At 56.2% G+C, this 24,997-nt stretch carries 25 protein-coding genes; 15 read left to right on the top strand and 10 right to left on the bottom strand.

Annotation, left to right across the window (positions count from 1 at the left end; all coding sequences use genetic code 11):
- Nucleotides 1-8: 8 nt before the first annotated feature.
- From ACOVRA_RS04310 to ACOVRA_RS04280, 7 genes are all read right to left on the bottom strand, one after another.
- On the bottom strand, nucleotides 9-1,760 hold the full coding sequence (locus ACOVRA_RS04310; RefSeq protein ID WP_421719223.1) for an alkaline phosphatase D family protein: 1,752 nt from the start codon (nucleotides 1,758-1,760) through the stop codon (nucleotides 9-11).
- Between the two features lie 182 nt (nucleotides 1,761-1,942).
- Complete coding sequence (serA, locus tag ACOVRA_RS04305; RefSeq protein ID WP_421719222.1) at nucleotides 1,943-3,526, bottom strand: phosphoglycerate dehydrogenase; 1,584 nt, start codon at nucleotides 3,524-3,526, stop codon at nucleotides 1,943-1,945.
- Between the two features lie 131 nt (nucleotides 3,527-3,657).
- A complete protein-coding gene (locus ACOVRA_RS04300) occupies nucleotides 3,658-4,824 on the bottom strand; it encodes a phosphoserine transaminase (protein ID WP_421719221.1) in 1,167 nt (388 codons plus the stop codon).
- A gap of 308 nt (nucleotides 4,825-5,132) precedes the next feature.
- Nucleotides 5,133-5,777 carry a DUF2846 domain-containing protein gene (locus tag ACOVRA_RS04295; RefSeq protein ID WP_421719220.1) on the bottom strand — a complete coding sequence of 215 codons (645 nt, stop codon included), beginning with the start codon at nucleotides 5,775-5,777 and terminating at the stop codon, nucleotides 5,133-5,135.
- Between the two features lie 65 nt (nucleotides 5,778-5,842).
- Entirely contained in the window at nucleotides 5,843-6,367 is a 525-nt protein-coding gene (locus ACOVRA_RS04290) for a hypothetical protein (RefSeq protein ID WP_421719219.1), read from the bottom strand.
- A gap of 161 nt (nucleotides 6,368-6,528) precedes the next feature.
- Nucleotides 6,529-6,822: a hypothetical protein gene (locus ACOVRA_RS04285; RefSeq protein ID WP_421719218.1), complete on the bottom strand. Its 294-nt coding sequence runs from the start codon at nucleotides 6,820-6,822 to the stop codon at nucleotides 6,529-6,531.
- Between the two features lie 30 nt (nucleotides 6,823-6,852).
- Nucleotides 6,853-7,659 (bottom strand): hypothetical protein, encoded by an 807-nt coding sequence (locus ACOVRA_RS04280; protein ID WP_421719217.1) that lies wholly within the window; start codon nucleotides 7,657-7,659, stop codon nucleotides 6,853-6,855.
- A gap of 185 nt (nucleotides 7,660-7,844) precedes the next feature.
- Between ACOVRA_RS04280 and ACOVRA_RS04275 the strand changes: the two genes are divergently transcribed.
- Both ACOVRA_RS04275 and ACOVRA_RS04270 read left to right on the top strand, forming a co-directional pair.
- Nucleotides 7,845-9,086: an FAD-binding domain-containing protein gene (locus tag ACOVRA_RS04275; protein ID WP_421719216.1), complete on the top strand. Its 1,242-nt coding sequence runs from the start codon at nucleotides 7,845-7,847 to the stop codon at nucleotides 9,084-9,086.
- The gene (locus ACOVRA_RS04270) at nucleotides 9,083-10,612 is read left to right on the top strand and encodes an FAD-binding domain-containing protein (protein ID WP_421719215.1); all 1,530 of its coding nucleotides are present in this window, start codon (nucleotides 9,083-9,085) and stop codon (nucleotides 10,610-10,612) included. The genes ACOVRA_RS04275 and ACOVRA_RS04270 overlap by 4 nt, the downstream gene beginning before the upstream one ends.
- A 61-nt stretch (nucleotides 10,613-10,673) precedes the next feature.
- Here the strand turns inward: ACOVRA_RS04270 and ACOVRA_RS04265 are convergent, their stop codons facing one another.
- Both ACOVRA_RS04265 and ACOVRA_RS04260 read right to left on the bottom strand, forming a co-directional pair.
- Nucleotides 10,674-11,195, bottom strand: a complete 522-nt coding sequence (locus ACOVRA_RS04265) for a carboxymuconolactone decarboxylase family protein (protein ID WP_421719214.1) — start codon at nucleotides 11,193-11,195, stop codon at nucleotides 10,674-10,676.
- Nucleotides 11,196-11,278: 83 nt separating this feature from the next.
- On the bottom strand, nucleotides 11,279-11,827 hold the full coding sequence (locus tag ACOVRA_RS04260) for a peroxiredoxin (RefSeq protein ID WP_421719213.1): 549 nt from the start codon (nucleotides 11,825-11,827) through the stop codon (nucleotides 11,279-11,281).
- A gap of 574 nt (nucleotides 11,828-12,401) precedes the next feature.
- On the opposite strand from ACOVRA_RS04260, the gene ACOVRA_RS04255 reads away from it, so the two are divergent.
- The 13 genes from ACOVRA_RS04255 (at nucleotide 12,402) to ACOVRA_RS04195 (ending at nucleotide 23,180) form a co-directional block, all read left to right on the top strand.
- On the top strand, nucleotides 12,402-13,556 hold the full coding sequence (locus ACOVRA_RS04255; RefSeq protein WP_421719212.1) for a carbohydrate porin: 1,155 nt from the start codon (nucleotides 12,402-12,404) through the stop codon (nucleotides 13,554-13,556).
- A gap of 63 nt (nucleotides 13,557-13,619) precedes the next feature.
- Nucleotides 13,620-15,563, top strand: a complete 1,944-nt coding sequence (locus tag ACOVRA_RS04250; RefSeq protein WP_421719211.1) for a methyl-accepting chemotaxis protein — start codon at nucleotides 13,620-13,622, stop codon at nucleotides 15,561-15,563.
- Nucleotides 15,564-15,583: 20 nt separating this feature from the next.
- On the top strand, nucleotides 15,584-15,862 hold the full coding sequence (locus tag ACOVRA_RS04245; RefSeq protein WP_421719210.1) for an STAS domain-containing protein: 279 nt from the start codon (nucleotides 15,584-15,586) through the stop codon (nucleotides 15,860-15,862).
- Nucleotides 15,859-16,224: a response regulator gene (locus ACOVRA_RS04240; RefSeq protein ID WP_290800773.1), complete on the top strand. Its 366-nt coding sequence runs from the start codon at nucleotides 15,859-15,861 to the stop codon at nucleotides 16,222-16,224. Before ACOVRA_RS04245 ends, ACOVRA_RS04240 begins: the two co-directional genes overlap by 4 nt.
- A 6-nt stretch (nucleotides 16,225-16,230) precedes the next feature.
- Nucleotides 16,231-18,492 (top strand): chemotaxis protein CheA, encoded by a 2,262-nt coding sequence (locus ACOVRA_RS04235; RefSeq protein WP_421719209.1) that lies wholly within the window; start codon nucleotides 16,231-16,233, stop codon nucleotides 18,490-18,492.
- Between the two features lie 4 nt (nucleotides 18,493-18,496).
- Nucleotides 18,497-18,964, top strand: coding sequence for a chemotaxis protein CheW (locus ACOVRA_RS04230; RefSeq protein WP_421719208.1), 468 nt, complete (start codon nucleotides 18,497-18,499; stop codon nucleotides 18,962-18,964).
- Complete coding sequence (locus tag ACOVRA_RS04225) at nucleotides 18,961-19,824, top strand: CheR family methyltransferase (protein ID WP_421719207.1); 864 nt, start codon at nucleotides 18,961-18,963, stop codon at nucleotides 19,822-19,824. The genes ACOVRA_RS04230 and ACOVRA_RS04225 overlap by 4 nt, the downstream gene beginning before the upstream one ends.
- Complete coding sequence (locus ACOVRA_RS04220) at nucleotides 19,821-20,852, top strand: protein-glutamate methylesterase/protein-glutamine glutaminase (RefSeq protein WP_421719206.1); 1,032 nt, start codon at nucleotides 19,821-19,823, stop codon at nucleotides 20,850-20,852. Before ACOVRA_RS04225 ends, ACOVRA_RS04220 begins: the two co-directional genes overlap by 4 nt.
- Nucleotides 20,853-20,863: 11 nt before the next feature.
- On the top strand, nucleotides 20,864-21,253 hold the full coding sequence (locus ACOVRA_RS04215; protein WP_290806155.1) for a response regulator: 390 nt from the start codon (nucleotides 20,864-20,866) through the stop codon (nucleotides 21,251-21,253).
- Nucleotides 21,250-21,792 (top strand): chemotaxis protein CheD, encoded by a 543-nt coding sequence (locus ACOVRA_RS04210; RefSeq protein WP_421719205.1) that lies wholly within the window; start codon nucleotides 21,250-21,252, stop codon nucleotides 21,790-21,792. The genes ACOVRA_RS04215 and ACOVRA_RS04210 overlap by 4 nt, the downstream gene beginning before the upstream one ends.
- Entirely contained in the window at nucleotides 21,792-22,127 is a 336-nt protein-coding gene (locus tag ACOVRA_RS04205; protein ID WP_421719204.1) for a hypothetical protein, read from the top strand. Before ACOVRA_RS04210 ends, ACOVRA_RS04205 begins: the two co-directional genes overlap by 1 nt.
- 16 nt (nucleotides 22,128-22,143) lie before the next feature.
- Nucleotides 22,144-22,743: a response regulator gene (locus tag ACOVRA_RS04200; RefSeq protein ID WP_290806147.1), complete on the top strand. Its 600-nt coding sequence runs from the start codon at nucleotides 22,144-22,146 to the stop codon at nucleotides 22,741-22,743.
- A complete protein-coding gene (locus tag ACOVRA_RS04195) occupies nucleotides 22,740-23,180 on the top strand; it encodes a hypothetical protein (RefSeq protein WP_421719203.1) in 441 nt (146 codons plus the stop codon). Before ACOVRA_RS04200 ends, ACOVRA_RS04195 begins: the two co-directional genes overlap by 4 nt.
- Nucleotides 23,181-23,274: 94 nt before the next feature.
- On the opposite strand, the gene ACOVRA_RS04190 is transcribed toward ACOVRA_RS04195, so the two are convergent.
- On the bottom strand, nucleotides 23,275-24,954 hold the full coding sequence (locus ACOVRA_RS04190) for a methyl-accepting chemotaxis protein (protein WP_421719202.1): 1,680 nt from the start codon (nucleotides 24,952-24,954) through the stop codon (nucleotides 23,275-23,277).
- Nucleotides 24,955-24,997: the final 43 nt, after the last annotated feature.

Here is a 24,997-nt window from a genome sequence, read left to right as displayed (position 1 = left end):
GCAGCCCTTCAGACCGCGACCAGCCCCATCGGCTTCGGCCCATAGGTGGTTTCCCAACTGGTGGCCTTGGTGACGAGGAAGGTCTTGGACTTCACCGTATCCAATTCCATGAAATCGCCGCGCACGCTGTCTGGCGTGATGCTCACCAAGGTATAGCCGCGCTTGGTCTCGTCATGCCATTCGACTTCGGGATTGGCGCGGGTGATCAACTCGTTTAGGGCAGCCCCTTCTAAGCCGAAATTGGCAAAGGTGTCTGCGATGCTTGGGCTTGTCACAGATGTACCGCCAAACTCCACACCGCGAACTTCGCCCCCGGCATCTTTCAACGTATTGGCCCAAGCGGCGTGTGTATCGCCCGTACAGACGATCAGGCGCGCGCCAGCCTCCTTGGCAGAGGCATAGAGACGCTCGCGCGCTGCAGGATAACCATCCCACGCGTCGAGATTGAAGGGCACGTCAAATTGCGAGAGCTCAAAAAAGGCCTTGGTCTGTGGGCGCGCTTTGGCAACCGCTTCGAGAACCTTTGGCGGAAGCCCTGCGTTGAAATTGGGCGAGGTGACGCGACCCATAATCACCTGATTGCCCAAGACCTGCCACTTCTTGCCGGCCTTTACGGACTTCGTCAGCGCTTCTGCCAGCCAAGCCTGTTGGCTCGCACCCAACATTTCACGGTTGGGATCATTTAGCTTTTTGGCTTTAAAGCCTGCCACATCGGGCAGCGCCATCACGCCTTGCGGCAGATTGCGCGAGTCTAAGCTTGAAAGGCGCGCTGGATCGGTGATTTTGACAGGCTGGCCAGAGGTGACATCAAATAGGCCAAGTTCAAGATCCGTTTCATAATCCAATTGGAAGGTGCGCGCCATGACGCGGGTTTCCAGCATCACGATGGTCGCCAGATCGCCCCACTCAAAGGTACGATTGATGGCTTCAAACGACTTCCCGGGAGCCGGATTGCGCAAGGGCATCCACTCATAATAGGCCTGAAGGGCAGCAGCCTTGCGCAGGTTCCAAGGACCTTCCGTTGCCGGATTATGATTTTCTGCCCCGTCCTTATAGGCGTCATTCGACGTCTCATGATCGTCCCACGTTACCATCCAAGGCGCGCAAGCATGAGCGGCCTGAAGGTCGGGATCGGTGCGATATTGGGCATAGCGCTGGCGGTAATCGGCCAATGTCGTAATTTCTTTTGGCGGCTGCGGGACCCGCCCGACCGTCTTACCCCATTCAGTGGCATATTCACCGGGGCCATATTCATAGATGTAATCGCCGACATGCAGGACCAAATCGACATCGCCACGTCGCGCAATGGCTTGATAGGCGTTAAACCAGCCAGCGGGGAAGTTGGAGCAAGACACGAGCGCGATATTCAATCGCTCACCACCTGTTGCCGGGGCCGTCTGGGTACGGCCAATGGTGGAAGTTTCGGTCCCGACGGAGAAGCCGTAATAATAGATGGTGCCGGGCTTCAGACCCGTGACATCAACCTTCACCGTGTGGTCGCGGCTGGGGCCTGTTTTGACGCTGCCGCGCTTGATGACATGGGTCAGTGCTGAATCTGTGGCGACTTTCCACGTCACCGTCACGTCACTGCCCGGAATGCTAGGGCTGACCCGCGTCCAGATGATCACTTGGGTGGTCAATGGATCGCCACTGGCAACGCCGTGGGCAAACAGGGCTTGTTCAGCAGCCGCGGCAGAAGCGGTGCACGCAGCAGCAACAAATGCGCCCGATGTCAGGGCAGCTCGACGGGTAAGGGCCATGGTAACCTCCAATGACCTCTTCCATGCGCTTGCTTTACTCATTTGCCAACACCCCGGTTGCGTAGCTTCGGGGCGATAAAGCGATTTGGCGACAGTCCCGTGTCCGTACCATGACGATCACGCGACGATTTCAGGTTAATTGGGCACCAGCCAAGCGCGGTTGGTGCCCAATTTTTGGCCGATCAAACGAACTCAAGCACTTTCACATAGCGCACTTGTGGCAGGGCTTTGAGCTCTGCTTGAAGCGCGGCTGGCACCGATTGGTCGATACCAACCAAAGCAATGGCATCTTCGCCTTCGGCCACACGACCCAGATTGAAGGTGGCGATATTGATGCCCGCAGTGCCAAGCATGGTGCCCAAAGCGCCAATAAAGCCCGGGGTGTCGGAGTTATTGATGAACAACATGCGGGTATGGAAGGCGGCTTCAAACGCCATGCCTTTGACTTCGGTGATGCGGGGCTGTCCGCCGATAACTGCCCCTGCAACCGTACGCCATTTGCCGCCGGTTTGCACCTTCACCCGGATCAAGCTGTCATAGGTGGGCGAGAGGTCGCGCTTGGATTCGCTGAACGGTGTACCACGATCTTTCAGGATCGTCGGTGCACTGACCATATTGATATCGGCCAGGAGCGGCTTCAAGATTCCGGCCAGCAGCGAGGCGGTCAATGGCTTGATATTGAGGCCTGTGACTTCGCCCTCATACTCGACTTCAATGGCTTCCAAACCGTCATCGACGATTTGACCAGCAAAGGCACCGAGCTTTTCGCACAGCGCGATAAAGGGTTTCAGCTTTGGTGCTTCTTCGGCGGTGACTGATGCGGTGTTGAGCGCATTGGTGACAGCACCCGTCAGAACATAGTCCGCGATTTGTTCGGCTACTTGCAGCGCGACATTTTCTTGTGCTTCGGTGGTGGAAGCCCCCAAGTGCGGCGTGGCGGTGAAGTTCGGGCAACCGAACAGCACGTTGCTGGTTGCAGGCTCTTCGGCGAACACGTCAAAGGCAGCAGCCCCCACACGGCCCGTCTTCAGATGCTCAGCCAAGGCTGCTTCGTCGACCAAGCCACCGCGTGCGCAATTGACGATGATCACGCCCTTTTTCGTTTTGGCGAGGTTTTCAGCCGACAAAACATTGCGGGTCGTTGGCGTCAAAGGTACGTGCATGGTGATGGCGTCTGCGCGCGCCAACAACTCGTCCAACTCAACCTTTTCCACACCAATCTCAACCGCACGCTCGTGGCTGAGGAATGGGTCATAGGCGACGACTTTCATCTTCAGGCCCAAGGCACGGTCAGCGACGATGGAGCCGATATTGCCGCAGCCGATCACACCCAAGGTCTTGGCGTAAAGCTCGACCCCGTTGAACCGGTTCTTTTCCCACTTGCCGGCTTGGGTGGAGGCGTCGGCTGCGCCGATTTGGCGCGAGGCGGCGAACAACATGGCAATGGCATGTTCTGCCGTGGTGATCGCATTGCCAAACGGCGTGTTCATGACGATGACGCCGCGAGCAGTTGCTGCTGGAATGTCGACATTGTCGACCCCAATGCCGGCGCGGCCAATGACTTTCAGCTTGGTTGCGGCGGCCAAAACGTCGGCATCGACTTTGGTGGCCGAGCGGATGGCCAAGCCATCATAATCGCCAATGCAAGCGATCAGCTCATCCTTGGTCATGCCGGGCTTATAATCGACGGCGACATTGCGGTTCTTGAAAATATCAATAGCGGCTTGGCTGATCTTATCCGAGATCAAAACGCGTGGTTCGGTCATGGGTTTGGTCCTTAGGTGCAAATATCGCGGGTCGATTGACGATCCTCAGCGACAGGCAAAACAAAATGATGGGGGGAGGAGCCCCCTCCCCCGGGTGGCGGGAGAGGAGGAAATCAGGAAAAGCTTGAAGCTTAAAGGTCTGCGACGAGCGTCTCAAACGCCCAATCGAGCCATGGGGTCAAGGCAATCACATCGTCTGTATCGATAGTCGCCCCACACCAGAGGCGCAGACCCGGAGGGGCCGCACGATAGGCCGCGGCATCCAAGGCAACGCCTTCTTTATCCAAGAGGCCCGCAAGCTTCTTAGCAAAATCGGCTTGGCCTTCGTCCGATAGGCCCGTGACGCGGGGATCAACGACTTTCAAGCACACAGAAGTGTTGGAGCGGCTTTCAGGCGTCGCAGCCAAAAAATCGACCCAAGCGGTCTTGTCGACCCATTCGGCAATCGCGCCCAAATTGGCGTCCGCACGGCCATGCAGGCCAGCCAAACCACCGACGCTTTTCGCCCAGTTGAGCGCGTCAATATAGTCTTCCGTGGCCAGCATCGATGGGGTGTTGATGGTCTCACCCTCAAAAATGCCTTCCACCAATTTCCCGCCCTTGGTCATACGGAACAATTTCGGCATGGGCCACGCAGGATTATAGCTTTCGAGGCGTTCCACGGCGCGGGGCCCAAGGATCAGCATGCCATGCGCACCTTCGCCGCCCAGAACTTTCTGCCAAGAGAAAGTCACGACATCGAGCTTGTCCCAATCCAAAGCTTGGGCAAAGGCCGCCGACGTTGCATCACAAATGGTGATGCCTTCGCGGTCGGCTGGGATCCAGTCGGCGTTGGGCACGCGGGTGCCAGAGGTGGTGCCATTCCAAGTGAAGATCACATCATGGGTTTTGGCAGGGACTGCGGCGAGATCAGGCAATTGACCATAGTCAGCCTTGATCACCACAGGGTCTAATTTCAATTGCTTGACGGCATCGGTGACCCAATCCTCGCCAAAGCTTTCCCAAGCCAAGGTCGCCACAGGCTTTGGCCCCAGCATGGACCACATGGCCATTTCAACAGCGCCCGTGTCCGAGCCTGCGACAATGCCGATGCGATAGCCGTCTGGCACCTGCAGCACTTCGCGCGTCAGATCGATCGCGAGTTTCAGGCGGGCTTTACCGGGTTTGGAACGGTGAGAACGACCGAGGACAGCACCCGACAAAGCGTCGAGACTCCAATTGGGGCGTTTTTTGGTGGGACCCGAAGAAAACCGAGGGTCAGCGGGCCGCATGTGCGGCTTAGGGGTATTCGCGTTCATGTTACTCCCATCCTTTCAGATGAGCGCCCGCCGGTGGGAGCGGGTGGCCCACGGCGCACAGACACGATGTCGGCCTAGAATGCAAGCGACAATTTTATGAATGCGGCCCAGCCGCCACCTGCCGGTCAGGCGATGACCCTTGTGGAATCGGGGTTTGAGCGGGGTGTAAAAAGGGGGTTTGCCCGACTGGGAGAGGCGAGATGCAGCAGTATGTTGCACCAGATCGTTTACCAGAAAGACAAAGGGCGCATCCCGGTATCGGAATGTGCCCCAAGTAAGACCAGCTTAAAGTCAGCCAATGAAGGAATTTATTTCTTCGGCTTGCGATCCGTCGCGACTGCGGTCGTGACCTTCATTTTTTTGTTTTGGAAGGTCAGCGCATCGGATGGCGTCAGGATTGGACGACCAATCATGATGCCCATGGTGATGGACTGAACCACGAAATAGGTTTCGCCGGGTTCCACTTCCAAGCGCAGGGTATCGGTCACTTCCGATTGAATGTTGAATTCGCGCGGACCGGGATCAACCACATGCACGAAATAGCTGCCGTTTTGCAGTTTCCCAATGCCAGTATCGCCTTCGCGGATGGAGAAGCTCAGTGCCGCACCGGTCAGTTTTGATTGGCGGAAAAAGACCACTTGGCCCTTGCCTTCGGGGGGAGCCATGATTGGGTTAGGGCCCGGGAAGGCGACGGCAGCTGGTGCAGGCGCAGGCGCTTCTGGTGCTGCCGCAGGTGTCGCTTCGGCAGGAGGCGGCGTTGGTTCGGTGGCGGGTGCCGCTGGCGGCGCGTCTGCTGCTGGTGGGGCCGCGGCTGGTGCAGGATCAGCAGGTGGTGTTGTCGCTGCCGTTTGAGCTAAGGCGGATGAACCGGCCATCGAGAATGCGATTAAACTGACGGTGGCGATAAGCCCCCGAATATCAAATTGAGGCTTGTTCGTCGTTGCAGTTTTCATAGCGCAAATCTCCAAAAGCTATGATGAGGAAAGGGAAATGCGAGGCCGATTAGGCCTAGCAGCATTCACGGTGCCGTGGCGGGGGCTGCCGGAACAAAAGGCGCGGCAAGCTTTGCGGTTGCCCAAGCACCTGCCGGAATCTCAACATGCCCGCCTGAAATCAGAAAGCTCGCCATGCCGATATAGGGGACAAAGCTGGTCGCTAGCACGACATTGGTTCTATCTTCGCCGCCTATGGGCCGCAATTGTAGGCCGCGAATGCCGATTGTGGTTCCGTCTAGCGTCAAGAAACGCCCCGCAATAACAAGCTTACCCGGCTTACCACCAATGCCTGGCTTACCGACATCGATCACTTCACCTGTCCCAGGTGTGCCAGCGGGGACCACAATTGTGTCGCCAATTTTGAGGGGCTGGGCGAGCTTTAATGCGAACTTGTCACCAACCTTGCTGGTCTTGGTTGAAAGCAGTTCGGTGATCTCGATATCCATCGGCGTGCCAGCTGGGATAGAAGCGATGCTGGCGGCGGGCGCAGCAGCCGGACTTGCGGCCGGTGCAGTTACTTGTGCAACAGGCTGTGCAGCGTATGACATTGCGGGGATCAAAAGGCTCGAAAAAATCGAGAGCGCGGTAACAAGTTTAGTAAAATTCATCATAATTCCGCACTACCATAAGGTCAGAAGCGGTCAAATATTTTCAACAGTGATCACTTTAAGGTGATCGAAGCGGGTTAAAACGCTGTCAGACGGTTCCTTTAAGAAACCACCAATTCCCGTATCTCGACCGTCCCGCCAGATTCAAAAGTCGGATTGCCGGCTAAGGCGGCGCGGGCGACCTCTAAGTTTTCTGCTTGGATCTTGATATAGCCCGTGAGCTGGCGCGTGAGTGGGGCTGCGTCGCCTTGCTTTCGAAACGCCTGCCCTTGCCCAATGGAGCTGCCGCCTTGAAAGCTGCCCGTCTCGATCAAGCGACCAATATAGGCCTCCCAATCCGCATCGCGCTCTGGGCTGGTCGTGTCGGCATGCATCAAGAGGATAAAGTCTTTCATCGTCAGGTCCGTTCTTTGGCGTGAGCATACTCAAACTAGCCCATGCTTCTCCTTCCGAAACTTAACGATGCTAGCATGGAATAAATCTAGAAAGCGAACCAAGGCAACAATTCCAATTTTGATGATTTCCGACCAAAATTTCATTTGCTCCATGTCTTGGGCATCATAACCATAGCTTGGGTCGAGCAAGCCATTTAAATCTCGATAGTAACCCATTCCACCAAAGAGTGCTGGTTCTATCTCTTTTCGACTGTCCAATGGGCCGTCGGTGACGTACAATCGCATGTCAAAGTTCAAACGGCGAACCAGCCCAAAGCGGCCCGCCCTTGAGTCTCCGTCTAAACCAAAAAACACTTTCACCCCAGTTTCAGCGTCTTCCTTTGCAATTACTGGCGCAATAGTCCCAAATCGCGCCTTGATTTTCTTAAATCCGTAGGATTTCGCTACCTTAAGTGCAAACTCACGGATTTCAGCATTGCTCATCACATATTCCGCGCAGTTTGACGGAAGAAACTGTAATTCGGCTATCCTGCGTTCCAATATTGGTCCCTCTATCAATCTGTTTCGATCAGCTTGGGACAGAGCAGCAAAAAAGCTATCTCGAAGCGTTAATATCGGACGAGGTGGCTCTGGCTCCCATTCCATTTTCCCATCGACACGGACACCGCTAAGATGCGAGTAGGCGACATTGTCTTGCTCGGCCAAGAATTCAGCAGGCGAAAACTGCGCCTCGCAAATCGCAGCGTTCAACTCCGCGTAAACGCGATCAACTTGGAAGCCTTCTGCATGAAGTGCATCTCGGATTTCTTGGATACCGCGCCATCCCCTCAAATTCATCGGAAAATCCTTCAAGTCCTATTTGTTTGATCAATGCATGTACCGACGCTACGGACGAAACCCATTGCAGCCCTATAAGACACAGTGGTCAAGCCGAACCTGAAGTTAGCCCCCACTGAGGCAACCCCACACCCTAACTCACCCTCCCCGTAATCCACCCATCCGCCCACTGCGTATCCAATCCCATGTCCTCTTTACCCTTTGACCCCACCCCGCAAGCCTTAAGCCGCGTTGATTGGACGGGCACACGGGCGGCTGGCTTGGCGCGGCTGGAGGCGTTTTTGCCCGCAGCAGGGGCAGCCTATACCCGCGCGCGCAATACAGATTTAGGGCCTGATGACCGATCAAACGTGTCGGCCTTGTCGCCTTGGCTCGCGCGCCGCTTAATCACCGAAGAAGAAGTCGTCAGCCGCGTGATGGCGTGCCATGGCTTTGTGAAGGCAGAGAAATTCATCCAGGAAGTCTATTGGCGCAGCTATTGGAAAGGCTGGCTGGAGATGCGGCCACAGGTTTTGACGCGCTTCAACCAAGACCGCCTCGCCTTGAAACAGACCGTCGCCGAAGACCCAGCGCTTGCCCAAAGGCTGGCGCGTGCCAAAGCGGGCGAGACGGGCATTGCCTGCTTTGATGCGTGGGTGCGCGAGCTGACGACTTTGGGCTGGCTCCACAATCATGCACGCATGTGGTTTGCCAGCATTTGGATTTTTACGCTGGAATTGCCGTGGCAATTGGGGGCTGACTTCTTCTTCAAGCATTTGCTCGACGCCGATGTCGCGTCCAACACGTTGTCGTGGCGTTGGGTGGCGGGCCTGCATACCAAGGGCAAGCATTATCTGGCGCGCGCCAGCAATATTGAGACCCACACCCTGGGCCGCTTTAACCCTGCTGGCCAATTGGCCGAAAATGCGCTGCCTTTAGATGAGCCCTTTTTACAGACCGGCCCCGGTGCCCTGCCCGAGCGTGAAATCTTGTTTGAAGAGCGCATCGGCCTATTGGTGCATGGCGAGGATCTGCATCCAGAATCTCTACCGCTCTCAGCCAAAGTGGTGGGTGCTGGCTTGTTGCATGTGGCCGAGATTGGGCCAGCGGACGGCGCGAAGAACAAATTTACACGTCGGGCCGAGCAAGATGCCTGTAACCGCCTCGAACAAGCCTTTGGTGTGGAAGCCCCTTTAATGGCGTCGTTAGATGAGGTGCTGAATTGGGCTGTGGGTTTGGACGTGAAAGAGATTGCGACACCCTATGCGCCCGTTGGCCCCATTGCTTGGCATGTGACAGACCTTAAGCGAGCTTTGGCGGATCAGGGAATCCGGCTCGTCCAAGTACGTCGATCTTGGGACAGCCGGACTTGGCCCTTAGCCACCGGCGGCTTCTTTAAGCTAAAAGAGAAATTGCCTAATCTGGTGCGTGATTTGGACCGCGCATGATCGAGGTCGTCTGGTTCAAGCGTGACCTGCGGGTGCATGACCATGCGCCTTTGCTAGCCGCCCATCAGAGCGGCAATTCTGTCCTGCCGCTTTATATCTTAGAGCCAGAATTGTGGGCTCAGCCTGAATTGTCTGGCCGCCACTTTGATTTTCTCACAGAGTGCCTGTCGGATTTAGATGACGCGCTGAAAGGCCGCGGGGCTGGTCTGGCAGTGGAAATGGGGGAGGCCTGCGACGTGCTGGCCCGCCTTCACGCTAGCCACGGCATTTCTGCGATCCACGCGCATGAAGAGACGGGCCTCCTCTGGACCTATCAGCGCGACAAGGCCGTGCGCGCTTGGGCCAAGCGCACGGGTATTCCTATTATTGAGTATCGCCAGCATGCCGTCTGGCGTGGCCCTACTAGCCGCAATGGCTGGTCTAAGCGCTGGGATCAGATGATGGCGAGCCCACCCATTGAGGCACCTGAAACCATCCGCTTTGCCAATTTGCCCAGTATCTTTTTGCCAGAGGCGCAGGCGCTTGGCATCTCCCCTGACCCCTGCCCGGATCGACAAAAGGGCGGACGCCGTGAGGCAGTCGACCTCCTCAAAAGCTTTCTAGCCGTGCGCGGCCGAAACTACCGAAAGGCCATGTCGAACCCTGCTGAAGGCGCTGAAGCTTGTTCGCGCCTCTCTCCGCATTTGGCGTTCGGGACAATCTCGATGCGGGAGGCCTATCAAGCAGCTAGCCGTGCCCAAGCACGTCATCTTGCAGCCGATGATAAGGTTTATGCCGCGTCTATTTCATCCTTTTTGGCGCGCTTACACTGGCACTGCCACTTCATTCAGAAGCTGGAGGATGAGCCTGAAATCCAAATCCAAAACATGCACCGGGCCTATGATGGCCTGCGGCCAGCGCGCCCCGAAGACGTGGCCTTGGCGAAAGCTTGGATTGCAGGGCGGACGGGCTTTCCCTTTGTCGATGCCTGCATGCGATCGTTGGATGCAACTGGCTGGTTGAACTTCCGCATGCGCGCCATGGTGATGAGCTTTGCGAGCTACCACCTTTGGCTTGACTGGCGCTTGCCTGCGACCTTGCTCGCTCGTCAGTTCACGGATTTTGAGCCGGGCATTCATTATAGCCAAGCGCAGATGCAATCCGGCACCACAGGGATCAACACGCCACGCATCTATAATCCGGTCAAACAATCACTTGATCAGGACCCTGTTGGCACATTCATCCGGCGCTGGGTACCAGAATTGGCCCATCTACCGACGGCCTTGATCCATGAACCTTGGAAGACCAGCGCACAGGATGTGACCCCGTCCTATCCCGCCCCGTTAGTCGATCATGTGGCGGCAGGTGCCTTTGCGCGGGCTGAGATTCACCGCGTCCGCAAGGGCGATGGGCACAGGGACTTGGCCCATATCATCCAAGAACAGCATGGCAGTCGAAAGTCGGGGATCAAGCAAGTTACTGAGGCTAAGGTACATGCGCGCAAAAAGGCCGAGAAGCCAAACCAACAGATCAGCTTTGATTTTTAATAGAAAAGCGCGCGAGCCAACTGCTCGCGCGCCCTTATATGCGGAGATGGGATGATAGCACTTAGGGAATGGAGCGCAGAACCGCACTGGCTGCTGCAACAACCGAAGCAATGCGCAGTGCAGCTTGGATGTTGAGGGCGGGAACCGCGTGCTTCTTCAACTCAACTTCGTGGCTGTCGAGGCACATGCCGCAGCCATTGATTGCCGAGACTGCCAAGCTCCACAATTCAAAGTCAACTTTCTCAACGCCTGGGTTGGCCAGCACATTCATGCGCAAGCCAGCCCGCAAGGTTTGATACTCGTGATTGCTGAGAAGGTGCAGCGAGCGATAATAGACATTGTTCATCGCCATGATGGCAGCCGCAGCGTGCGCCGCGTCGATGGCCTGTGGCGTCAAGCGCGCAGCGGCTTCTGTTTCAAAGGCTTTGACGACTTGGGGCTGACCGATTGCAACAGCGGAGGCCAAGAAGGCACCCCATTTTTGCTGGTCAGTTAGGGTCGTTTCATTGGCCAGCGAGCCAAGATTCAAGCGGATGTCTTTCGCATAATCGGGAATGAGTTCGCGCAATTGTTCAAGCGTCATGGGGAAATCCTTGGGGAGGTAGAGAAATAGGGTGCGTCGGAACAACGGGCTCGTCCCATCATCCGACGCACGCCAAATCTGGTTTAAAGCACGGCGCCGCCGGCTGGGCGGTTGCATGGGCACAATTCGTCGGTTTGGAAACCGTCGAGCAAGCGCAGAATTTCGTCTGGGTTGCGGCCGACGTTCAAATTATTGACCGATGCGTGCTGGATCACATTGTTTGGGTCAACCAAGAAGGTCGCGCGCAGGGCAACGCCTGCACCCTTCTCGCGCACGCCCAAGCCATCCACCAAGTCACCCTTGGTATCGGCAAAAGCATATTGCTTCATATTGCCCAAATCTGGGTGCTCACGGCGCCATGCCAACTTGCAGAACTCATTGTCGGTCGAACCGCCCAAGACAACGCAATCGCGGTCCGCAAATTCGCCCACCAATTTGTCAAAGCCAACGATTTCAGTTGGGCAAACAAAGGTGAAGTCCTTTGGGTAAAAATAGATCAGCTTCCACTTACCTTCGAAGCTGTTCTGAGTGATTTCGAAGAAAGCGCTTTCGCCATTTTCTTCATGAGCTTTGAAACCAGGCTTCACGCCGGTCACGGTGAATTCAGGGAGGGTATCGCCAACAGTTAACATTATTATTTTCTCCGTGGCTGTTCGACTGATTGAACAGCACGAGGGCGATATAGAGCTGGTTTTGAGAAAGACAAATTGATTGAAGAAATAAATTCAATAAATTCAATCTATATAAAATTTCTCAGCTGATGCTGCCCCGCTCTAAAGTGACGAATCAACTCCCCTGCACGAGGTGCATATTCTTCAGGTAACCACAGGTCAATTTGCAGTTTTGCTGCAGCGATCATCACGTTGAATTGGATAGATTTTGTGATTTCTAGGTATGCGACAGACTTTGATAACTAGGCCAGTATTAGCAAGCACTTGTGAGTAATATCCATTTATTAAGCATTTTACGGTTACCCTAAGGGCAGATACTGAACGCTCTTAACGGGGCACTTTTAGGAAGTTTGAGAACAAAAAGAGCGCCTTCGAGCTAGCATCCAATCGCCTTCCGACAGTGATGCCAACCAATCCACCAAACCGTCCAAAAACAAGAAACAAAGTGGAACCTCTCGAAGACCAATTAGTCGCCAGAGAAGCGGGGAAGAAGACAATGACGCTACAGACAAAAGCAGTGGCCATCGGGAGTCTAATGGCTTTGCTTCAAATCGGAACCCCGGTGTTTGCCGAAGGCAAGAAACCTCTTGATAGTTTGCGTGGCGCTTTAGAGCCCAGCGGTTTGTCAATCGAGGCAGAATATACCGGCGAAATGATCACCGCCCACAAGGGTGCTGCAGACGGCAAGTCCTATTATCTCGACAACGTCAATGTGATGCTGACCTGGGATCTCGAGAAGGCCTTCGGCCTGAGCGGAACCACTTTTTATATGAATGTGTTGGGCAATTCGGGTGACCGCCCGAATGATGCCATCGGCACCTTGGAAGGGGTTTCCAACCTCGAAGTCGCCGATGGCCGCTTCAAAGTCTATGAATTTGCCTTTGAAAAGAAGTTTGGCGACAAGGGTGCCGTCTCTTTTGGCTATATCGATCTCAATGCACATTTTTATGCCACCGACGCGTCCGGCCTCTTGGTCGGCCCTCCATACGGGATTGGCACGGAACTCGCGGCAACGGGTAGTAATGGACCTGCTATCTTCCCATCAACCGCCTTAGCCGTGGTCGGCACAATCAATCCGACCGACGAGAGCTATTTGCGTTTGGGTGTGTTTGGTGCGCGCGCCCATAATTGGGGCGATCCCGGCTCGCCAAACAATTTCAATGAGGGTGCGCTCACCATTGCCGAAGCAGGTCTGACCAGCAAAGGTCTGCTGGCTGTCGGTGCTTGGCGCTATACCGACAAGGCCCCTGCCTATAAGTCCAGCGGACCCGCCGGTTCGATCCATCCTTGGGGCATTTATGGCCTGGTAGAGCAGCCCTTGATGGAGACAGACTCCGGTCGGGCAGTCACGGGCTTTGTGCGCGCCGGTTATTCCGACGGTGAGACTTCAGACTTCCAAGGTTCGGTCACAGCAGGGATTTTAGTCGACCAAATCATTTCTGGCCGCCCCAACAGCCAATTCTCATTGGGCGTTCGTCGGGCCTATGTTTCTGACCTATTCAAAGACACGGCACGCTTAGCTGGCGATGACCCATTGGATGCAGAATCTGGCGTCGAAGTCGCTCTCGCGGACCAATTGGGCTCTGCGGTCACGCTGCAAGGCAGCCTCCACTACGCCCCTAACCCCGGCGGGATAAGAGCAGCGGAAGACGCAGTGGTCTCCAGTGTTCGCCTCTCCGTCGCTTTCTAGAGATAAGCCATTGAAAATGAACTCGGTTCCGGCCGCACAAGTCAAAATCAGGAGTAGAGTGATATGAAAACGATTAAGCAAAAGGTCTGGGCGGGCGGTGCCGCCGTTTCCTTGATGATCGTCGTCTGTGCCGGCGCGGGCATCTGGTCCGCCAATGCACTCATCAGTTCTAAGAAATTGGTGGATCAAGCCTCCAAAATGTCCAAGATGCACATGCAGGCCGATATGATGCATGACGCCATTCGCGGCGATGTCCTGAACTCGATGCTGGCTGCCGACCCCACTTACGGGATTGACCCCAAAGTGGCTGAAGCTGATCTCGCCGAACACACCAAATCCTTCTCGGAGTCGATTGAACAATCCAAAGCGCTGTCGCCAGACCCCAAACTGATTGAACTGGTCACCGTGCTTGAACCCGAGCTTGTAACCTATGCCGAACGTGCACAGGCGATCCAGAAAATCACAGCGACTGGCGAGCGGCCCTCCCCTGAGCTGTTGAAGCAGTTTAGCGACCAATTCTCGGTCGTTGAAGAAAAAATGGAAGGCCTCGGCGATGAAATTGCGGCCTTTAGTGCCACTGCCGTGCAAAAGTCCACGCTGACGGGTAATGTCGCCATCTCGATCATGATGGCAATTCTTGTCCTTGGCTTGATCTTCTCTGCTGGCCTGATCTGGTTTGCAGTCAGAAGCATCATCGTACCTTTGGCGTCTTTGCAGTCCGCCTTGTCAGACCTCGCCAAGGGCAAATCCGATGTCGAGCTGACCGAAGTCGACCGTGCGGACGAAATTGGCGCAATCGCGGGCTCCGTTGTTGAATTGCAAGACATGCTCGCGAACAAGGCCAAGGCGGAAGCCGAGGAAGAGGCCAATCGTCAACAAGCCGCAGCGCAATTGCGTCAGCGTGACGAAAACGTCAACCGCGCGCGCGCCCAACAACAAGCCGAAATCGTCGCCGCTTTGGGTAGCGCACTTGGCCGCTTGAGCGATGGCGATTTGACCTCGACAATCAGCGAAGAATTCCCAGAGGAATTCAAGCAAATTCGCGAAGACTATAACCAAGCCGTCAGCACGCTGCAGGAAGCCCTGACTTTCGTGGCAGCGAACGCAACCTCCATCCGCGGGGGCGCAACTGAAATCGCCAATGCCGCTGATGATTTGTCGCGCCGCACCGAACAACAAGCCGCAAGCCTTGAAGAAACCGCTGCTGCCCTTGATGAGGTGACGGCCACAGTCAACAAAACCGCAACCGGTGCGCGTCAGGCCTCAACCGTTGTTCGCGACACACGCGGTGAAGCCGAAGTTACAGGTGCTGTGGTAAGCGACGCCGTCGCTGCCATGACAGCGATTGAGGAATCCGCTCAGAAAATCAGCCAAATCATCGGCGTGATCGATGAAATCGCCTTCCAAACCAACCTCTTGGCCCTGAATGCCGGGGTGGAAGCAGCCCGTGCTGGGGATGCAGGACGTGGCTTTGCCGTCGTGGCCTCTGAAGTCCGCGCGCTGGCTCAACGCTCTGCCGATGCTGCGAAAGAGATCAAAACCCTGATCTCCTACAGCTCTGCGCAAGTTAGCTCAGGCGTGACCTTAGTGGGTCGCAGCGGTGAATCCTTGACCCGTATCGTGGCCCGCGTCGGTGAGATTGATGCGCTGATCTCAGAGATCGCAGCCTCGGCACAAGAGCAAGCAACCGCCCTTGGCCAAGTGAACTCGGCGGTGAACCATATGGATCAAGTAACCCAGCAAAACGCGGCCATGGTGGAAGAAACCACGGCAGCTTGCCACGCCCTCAACCGTGAAGGGGATTCGTTGGAAGCCTCGCTGTCGAGCTTCAACCTCGGCATGCCAGCCAGAACCGCACGCGCGGCGCAGCCAATTCGCCCACAAGCGTCCAGCCATGTTTCGCCCGCCACCCGCAGAACCATCGCAGCCATTAAACCTATGGGCCGCGGCGGCGCAGCGGCGAAGCCAGCTGCCCAACCCGAAGCTGAGGACTGGGAAGAGTTTTGATTGAGATTGGGTGACATCACATGAACTCTTTCATGCTTCCCGCTAGTTTGGATACGCGCGCAGCCCCTGCTCTGCACGAAGCTCTGATGGGCTTTGACGGGCAACCACTGACGCTTGATGGCAGCCAAGTTGAATCCCTTGGCGGTCAGTGCCTCCAGATTCTGCTCGCCGCTCATGAGGTTTGGGCCAAGCACGAGACCCCATTTGCTATCGAAAATCCAAGTGATGCCTTCGCCGCCCAATGGTCGGCATTTGGGGCACCACTCCACCAGCTTAGTCCGCAAGGAGACCCGCAATGACAAAGAAGATCCTGACGGTCGATGATAGCCGCACCATGCGTGACATGCTGATGCTGGCGCTTAGCGATGCCGGCTATGAAGTCGTGCAAGCCGAGGACGGCATTGATGGGCTGGAGACGCTGGAACGCGAAGGAGCCGATGTCGTCATCACCGATATCAATATGCCGCGCCTGGATGGCTTTGGCTTCATCGAAGGTGTTCGCGCCAATCCGGCGCATCGCGGCCTGCCTGTTTTAGTGCTGACGACGGAAAGCTCTGCCGAAAAGAAGGCACGCGCCAAAGAAGCCGGTGCCACTGGCTGGATCGTGAAGCCGTTTGACCCCGTTAAACTGGTGGATGTTGTTCGCCGCGTTTCAGGATAAGCTAGCATGTCTGCAGACGATCCATTTGAAGCCATCAAGCAAACCTTCTTCCTTGAGTGCGAGGAATTGCTCACGGACCTTGAGGCCAGCGTCACCGCGCTGACTTTTGGCGATGGCGATGGGGAAACGATCAATGCCGCGTTTAGAGCCATTCACTCAATCAAAGGCGGCGCCGGCGCTTTTGGTCTCGAGGAATTGGTCCGCTTCGCCCATGTGTTCGAGACCTATATGGATGAGCTGCGCTCGGGCCGGAAAACCTGCGACGACATCGCCATTCGCGCCATGTTGCATGCATCCGACGTTTTGGCCGATCACGTCAGCTATGCGCGTGGCCTGATCCCGTCGATGGACGAAGAGCGCTCGCAAACGGTTGCCAATGAACTTCGCGCACTGATGGATGACGGCGGACCCGTGGTGGCAGCCACCGCCCCCGAGCCCAATCCTGTTGAAGACCCAATTGAAGCCGAGTTCGACTTCAAGCCAGTCATGTTTGACTTCGGCGATGACGCTGAAGCGCCCGAAGCACTGCCCCCCGAAGCTTGGGTAATCAGTTTCAAGCCCCATAAAAGACTTTATGAGACCGGCAATGAGCCCGCTTTGCTGTTGCGCGAATTGGCCCGCCTTGGACCTTGCCAGGTTACATTGGACACTTCCGAACTGGCGAGCTTAGCGGAATTGGCTGAGCCTGCGGCTTGCCTGAGCTGGAGCATTGTTCTTGACGCGCCGGTAGAGATGGAAGCCATCACCGAGATTTTTGAATTTGTTGAAGGCGAATGCGACCTCGTTATTCTGCCTAAATCGGATCCCTTGGCGGATGTAACGGACAGTTCGGCAGATGAGGTGGATATCGCAGCGCTGTTAGCGGCTGCCACTGCCCCGGCGCCGGCCGCCCCCGCTGCTGACGAAGTCGATATTCAAGCGCTGCTGGCCATGGCTACCGCCCCAATCGCGCCTGCGCCAGTCGCTGCTGCACCGGCCCCAGCAACGTCAGCTCCTGCTACAAATTCGGCCAAAGCCGCCGCCCCAGCGGGCAACGCTCCAACTGCTGCTGCTGGTGGCCAAGCCTCTATTCGGGTTGATCTCGACCGGATCGACAAATTGATCAACGTCGTCGGCGAATTGGTGATCCAACAAGCGATGCTGGCGCAAAGCGTTGCCGAATGTGGCATCGCCGCGTCTTCGACCGTCAAAGTCGGCCTCGAAGACCTAGAGCAATTATCGCGCGAAATCCAAGACAGTGTGATGGCGATCCGCGCCCAACCTGTGAAATCGGTGTTTCAGCGCATGCCCCGCCTCGTGCGCGAAGTCGCGGACATGACCGGCAAAAGCGTCCGCCTCATCACCGAAGGCGAGTCGACTGAGGTTGATAAAACCGTTGTGGACCGCCTAGCCGAGCCCATCACCCATATGATCCGCAATGCGATTGATCATGGCCTTGAAGATGTGGAAGGGCGCGCTGCCGCTGGGAAGCCCAAAGAAGGCATCATCAGACTCGCGGCGTTGCATCGCTCCGGCCGGATCGTCATTGAGGTTAGCGACGATGGCCGCGGCATCAATCGCGAGCGCGTGCGCAAAATAGCTGTCGACCGTGGCCTGATTGCTGCCGATGCCAATCTCAGCAATGAAGAGACCGACAATCTGATCTTTTTACCGGGCTTTTCCACGGCTGATACCGTGTCGGATATTTCTGGTCGCGGTGTCGGTATGGATGTGGTTCGTCGCTCGATCCAGCAATTGGGTGGCCGGATTTCGATTGCGTCCACCCCAGGCAAGGGTTCTGTTTTCACCATGAGCCTACCGCTGACTTTGGCCGTGCTCGACGGCATGGTGGTGCGCGCTGGCGGACAGACGCTGCTATCGCCGCTATCGTCCATCATTGAGAGCTTCACGCCGAAAGAAGGTGACCTACACCGGATTGGGGCGCGCGATTGGGTGATCCGGTTCCGCGACCGCTTCTTGCCTTTGATCGATACCGGACGGGTATTGGGCTTCTCCAAACCCGATTCGCCTGAGATCACGGGCCGTGATGGCATTGCGATTGTGGTTGAAAACGAAGGCGGCTCGCAAGTAGCCCTCTGGGTCGATGATATCCAAGGCCAGCGGCAAGTCGTGATCAAAAGCCTTGAGACCAACTACCGGAAAGTGGACGGCATCTCTGCTGCCACCATCCTTGGCGACGGACGGGTCGCCCTCATTCTCGATATTGATGCGCTGGTGGTTCTTGGCCGCCAGCAAGCCAACCAATCTGAATTCAAGATAGCGAGTTAACGACATGTCCGACCCCCTCAACACCCCTGAAGATGCGCAACAAGAATTGATGGCCTTCATGGCAGGCGGCCAGGAATTCTGTGTGGACATTATGGCCATCCGCGAAATCCGCGGCTGGACTGCGGCCACCCCTCTGCCCAAAACCCCGGGTTATATGAAGGGCGTGATCAACTTGCGCGGCACGATTTTGCCGATCTTGGACCTGTCTGCCCGCCTTGGGCTGGGCATGTGCGAGCCGAGCGGTCGTAATGTCATCATGGTGGTGCATATCGCCAATCGCTCAGTCGGCCTTCTGGTCGATTCAGTATCGGAAATCATCATGGTGAAAGCCAATGAGATCCAGCCAGCGCCTTCGGTTGCGATGGACGAAATGAAGGCCTTGATCATAGGGATCATTCCAGTTGGTCAAAGGCTGTTGAGCCTTTTGGACGTCAATCTGGTGCTTCCTGAAGTTGAAGTCGAAGCCGCATGAACGCTGCCCGGCAAGCCAAACGGAGCTTGGTAAGCGGCGACTATGTCATGACCGCGGACGATTTCGCGCAAATCGCCGCAACCTTGAAAGAGATGTCGGGTATCGTGCTGAGCGACGGGAAAGTCGCGCTGGCCTATTCCCGGCTGGCAAAGCGCCTGCGCATCCTAGGCTTGAGCAGCTTTGCTGAATATTGCGCGATGATTGACAGTGCCGATGGAGCGGATGAGTTGCAGGCTATGCTCGCGGCTTTGACGACGAACGTCACCCGCTTCTACCGCGAGCCCCATCACTTCGACACCCTGCACGATTTGTTTCTGTCAGACCTCGCACAAAAAGCTCGGTCTGGGGAGCGGGTGCGGCTTTGGTCTGCTGCCTGTTCAAACGGACAAGAGCCCTATTCGATGGCGATGACGGTGCTGACGGCTATGCCCGATGCGGCCAGCTTTGACGTCCGCATCCTTGCGACTGATATCGACCCCAACATGGTCGCAGAAGGCCGCGATGGTACCTATCGCAGCGAGCTTTTGGACCCAGTTCCACCCCAATCTCGTCAGCGCTTCTTTGAGGCCAGCTATGACGGCCATCTCGCAGCGCGCGCGTCCTTACGTGAGCTGACCCGCTTTAACGTGCTCAATCTGTTGGGCGCTTGGCCGATGAAGCACAAGTTTGACGCCATCTTCTGCCGCAATGTGGCAATCTATTTTGACGAACCGACGCAAGAGCGGATTTGGGCCCGCTTTGCGCAATGCCTGCACGAAGGGGGTCATTTGTTTATTGGCCATTCTGAGCGCGTGTCCGGGCCTGCGGAACGCTATTTTGAAGCGACCGGCCTAACCACCTACCGGCGGAGGCGCGCATGACAATTAAAGTTCTCGTCGTCGATGATTCCGCAACCATGCGACAATTGATTTCAGCGGTTCTCAACGCAGATCCTGAAATCGAAGTCGTAGGGGCCGCTGAAGAACCCCATGAGGCGCGCGCGATGATCAAGGCGCTATCGCCGGATGTGATCACGCTGGATGTCGAAATGCCCAATATGAATGGGCTGGAGTTTCTAGAAAAAATCATGCGGCTGCGGCCCATGCCGGTCGTCATGGTCTCAACCCTGACGCAAGCCGGCACCGAAGTCGCTTTGGCAGCGTTGGAACTGGGTGCTGTCGATGTTGTGGGCAAGCCGACAGGGGCGATCAGCCTCAGCACCGGCTTCCCCGACTTGATCGGCAAAGTGAAAGCGGCCGCGCAAGCCAATGTGCGTGCGCCGACCCAGCGTGAAACGGCCACGCCAGACGCAAGCTTCCGCGCCAAGTCCGGCCATGTGATTGCAATCGGCTCGTCCACCGGCGGGGTGGAAGCCCTTTTGTCGATTATCCCGCTTCTGCCAGAAACCGCGCCACCCATCGTGATCACCCAGCATATGCCGGCAGGATTCACCACAAAGTTTGCCGCACGTTTGGATAAAGCGTCTGCGATCCGCGTGACCGAGGCTGAAGACGGTGCCCCGCTAACGCCAGGGCACGCCTATCTGGCTCCTGGCAGTCATCTCCATTTGGAAGTCACCAACTCTCTGATGCCGCGCTGCCGGCTGGTGGAAGGCGATTTGATCAACGGGCACAAGCCTTCCGTGGATGCCCTGTTCCACTCCGTTGCGGCCCTGAACCGACCGACAACGGGTGTGATCCTTACCGGTATGGGGCGCGATGGCGCTGAGGGCTTGCTCGCTATGCGCCGAGCCGGCGCGGCAACCATTGGGCAGGATGAAGCCAGTTGCATCGTGTATGGCATGCCAAAAGCTGCGTTCGAACTTGGTGCGGTGGAGCGGCAAGTTCCGCTGCGCCGGATCGCTGAAGCTATTCTATCAACCTGTTCCATCCAAAAAAATCTTACCTAGGGAACCCGACCATGCCAGCCGCCAGCTCACTGAACGTTTTGGTTGTCGACGACCAGCAGTCCATGCGGATCTTAGTCAAGACGTGTCTGAACCAAATTGGGGTCAAGGACATTCGCGAAGCCGCCGATGGCGAAGCGGGTCTGCGGGAACTCATTGGCAAGCCTGCCCATTTGGTGATTTCCGATTACAACATGCCCAAGATTGATGGCTTGGCTTTCCTGCGCGCCATTCGCGCCCATCCGCCTGTCGCCAATACAGCCTTCATCATGCTGACCGGCCGTGCGGATGCGGAGCTGGTTCAGCGCGCAGTGCAATTTGGCGTCAACAATTTTCTGGTGAAGCCCTTCACCACTGCCCAGCTCAAAGCGAAGCTTGAGAGTGTTTTTGGAAAGCTGACATGAGCTTCAACGCAGACGTTTCCAGATTTGCCAAGCGCATCCATGTGAACCAAGGCGAACATTTCGCCAGCGGTGACCCAGAGGTGTGCCTGACCGCTATTCTGGGCAGTTGCGTAGCCATTTGCCTATATGACCCTGCCGCCAAAGTAGGGGGCATGAACCATTTCCTTTTGCCCGAAAACCCTGATTCAGTGCAAGCGCATGGCCGCTATGGGGCCTATCTGGCAGAGCTTTTGATCAATGATCTGATGTCCTTAGGCGCAATCAAGTCGCGACTGGAAGCCAAGGTTTTTGGTGGTGGGAAAATGTTCCAAGGCCTGCGCGATGTTGGTGCCACGAATGCTGCCTTTGCAAAGAAATTCCTCATGGATGAAGGCATACCCGTTCTGGGTGGCAGCACCGAGGGGACAAGCGCACGCCGAGTAGAGTTTTGGCCAACCACTGGCCGCGCCTTCCAGAAATTTGTCAGCCAAGACATGCCGCCGCCACCACCACCAAAGCCGATCTTGGAAACGTCTATTGGCGATGTGGAGTTGTTTTGATGACAGCCCTGCCCGCCCCAATCTTGTCGAAACTGGCGCAGGAACTGGCGACCATTCGGGCTGAGACCGCCTCCTTGGAGGACTTAGTCAGCGCCGGTGCGGCCAGCCTCGGCCCGGCCGGCATGATGGAAGCTCAAAAGCTCGACCATATTCTGCAATCGCTTGATGGCTTGACGACTTTGCTGGCGAACCTGTCGCAAGGAACCTCGTTCGAGCAAGCGGTCGCAGCCCTACCTTTGGCCCAAATGGTCCATCGGCTAGCAGATATGCCGCCAGGCAATCCGGAAGGTTTCGCCCACCGGACCATCAAGCTGGTAGACCCAGAATTATTCTAAGAAGGGGCGTGATGGCGTGAGTAGCAAATCCTCAACCCCAACCCAAACAGGCTTAAATGCGCTTTTGCTGACCGATGGCCCCCATACGATGGACATGCTGTCGGCGGTGACTTCAGGCTTTGGCATGGCCAAACGCCATAAGGCACGCACGCTCGAGGAAGCCTTTGATCTCCACAAGAGCAATCCAATCGACTTGATCATCCTCGACTGCTCGACCGCTGAGATGGATGGCATCGCAATCACGCGGCGGCTCCGGACCGAGTTTGAGGGCGAGAAGTCCGAGACACCGATCCTCGCCGTAGCCGGTCACGCCAGTCAGGTTCAGATCGGCCAATATCGCGATGCGGGGGCAAGTTTTGTGGTGGCAAAGCCTGTGGCCCCTGGCATCTTGCTGCAACGCATTTTATGGCTCGCCAAGGATATGCGCGACTTGGTCAATACGCCTACCTTCCGCGGGCCGGATCGCCGGGTGCGGGCAACAGGCCTGCCGGCAGGCATCGAAAAAGGACGCCGCGCGACCGATCTTGATGCGACAGTCAGTGAGATTGCCGGGCAGAATCTTGATCAAAGTAAGATAGACGACATGCTGAAGCCAGTTCGGGTAAACCTCCTATGACGACCAAACCAAATCACAACTCCTTAAAACGCAAATTGGCGAAGGTCGGGAAACTGCCTGTCGATGAACTGGCTGGCCGTAGCCAATTCAACATCGACTTGATGAAGGATGAGTTCGAGGTGGTGATGCGCAACCAGATCGAAGAGCTCACTGATCTGATGCAAGGCAAAGATCCCGCAAGCATTCGCGGCATTTATGAAATTTCATCCCAGATCATTTCTAGCGCCAGCTTTGTCAAAGCCGACTGGGTCTCACGCGCGGCTCAATCCCTGTGCGAGGTCCATGAGATCATGAGTGCGGGGAAGTGGGACTGGGAAGCCATCAGTGTGCATGGCAAGACCATTCAATTGCTAGCATCTCTAGAGCCAACCCAAGAAGCGATGAGCCAAAGCCTGTTGGAAGGCCTCGGTGCCGTGGTGGCAGCCAAGCGGGCTTAACACGCGATCCGCACTTCCCCAAAACAAAACCCGCTCTCTGGGCATGCCAGGGAGCGAGTTTCAATTTGTGCCTGCTATAGCGGCTAGGTTGCGCTTATGCCGCCCGTAGGGTCGACAGGAAGCGCGCCACATCATCCTGCAGCTTCGTTGCATGCCGCTGCAATTCGTCAGCCGCCATATGGGTGTCGCCAGCTGCTGCGCGGGTCGTGTCTGTGCCCCCAGCCAAAGCCGAGATCGAATGCGCCACGCTATCAGAACCGACTGCGACTTGGCTTGTGGTATTGCGGATTTCATCAATCGCTTCGGTCTGCGCTTCAACCGATTGCGAGATCAAATTGGACATAACCGCTACATTGCCAATGGTTTTGGCCACCGCTTCAATTGCGATCGCCGCACCCGATGTTGCCTGCTGAATGCCCGAAATCTGGGCGGCGATCTCATCGGTAGCGCGCGAGGTTTGTTCCGCCAGCGACTTCACTTCAGACGCCACCACGGCAAAGCCTTTACCGGCCGCACCTGCACGCGCTGCCTCAATCGTCGCATTCAAGGCGAGAAGATTGGTTTGGTTGGCGATGTCGTTGATTAATTGGATCACCTCACCAATGCGCTGTGCTGCTTCACGCAATTGCGAGACGGACTCAGTGGTTGAAATGGCTTGGGTTTGGGCTTGCTCTGCCACGCTTTGGGCTTCCATGACCTGCTCAGAGATCAATTGCGCATTGGTGGACAATTCTTCGGCGGCCTCGGCAGCGCGCTGAATATTCTGGGCGCTGTCAAACGTCGTGCGCGATACCGATCCTGTATGCTCGGCATTTTCATTTGCCGTCGTCGTCAATGTGGAAGCCGATTGTTGCAGCTGGCTGGCCGCAGCCACGACCAATTGAATCATTTCAGCTACCGACGTCTCAAAAGAATCCGCAACTTGATGCAAGGAAATTTGCCGATCTTCCTGTGCTTGAGCCGCATCACTCACACGTTGCCGCTCCGAGGCTTTGGCTTCCCCGGCGACGAGGCGATAATCATTGATCGCACTCAAAATGCGGCCGACAGAATCCTGCGTCTTGGAGACCAGCTCGACATTCAAATCGCCTTGGCCAATCTGGTCCATGGCCTTGGCCGCTTCGTCCAAGGGTCGCTCAATGGTGCGGAGGACCATGAAGCTCAAGGCAGCGAGCGCACCCAAAGTCCCCAAGGCCACGAAGCCCAACAACATCAATTGGAAGGTCAATTCTGCTTTCGCCGCATCATCAAGCGCCGTCACGTTCTTTTCGATCGCTTCACTGACTTGACCGTTGGAATCTTCAAGCTTTTCGAAAGCGGCCGTGAACTCAGCCATTTTTGGGCCGGCGGCGTCAGGGTCTTGGGTTGCCAGTTCGCTGACAGTCCCTGCCAGCGAAATATAGGCATTGAGGTCAGGCTCTGCTTGTTTTACGAGCGTGCGAACGTTCTCAGGTACATTCAGCTTTTGAATGTCTGCCATGGCGGTCTTAAACGTATCACCGTGTTCCGCAATTCCAGCTTTGATTTCGTCCTGCGTACCTGTCAGCAGACCGCGCCCGATCAAAGTGGCGCGCAGAACGTCCGAGTTCAACGCATCATGCATCATGTCGGCTTCGGCAAAAATTCGCCCCGCCTCACCAATCTGCTGAACCTGATCTTGAGACTCTTTGTACTTCTCAAGAGAAAAGAAGGATGCGGCAGAAACGGCGGCAATACACAGACCCGCACCGGCAATCATGATCGAAAATTTGGCCCGAAGAGTTAGGTTATCCACAACAGCATCCTCATTTCTTAGATGCTGATATCTTCACAAAAAG

Origin of the sequence: Aquidulcibacter sp., assembly GCF_049239865.1 — a bacterium.
Lineage (GTDB): Bacteria > Pseudomonadota > Alphaproteobacteria > Caulobacterales > Aquidulcibacteraceae > Aquidulcibacter.
Note: the sequence above shows the minus strand (reverse complement) of the source record. Positions and strands in the feature narration are given on the sequence as shown.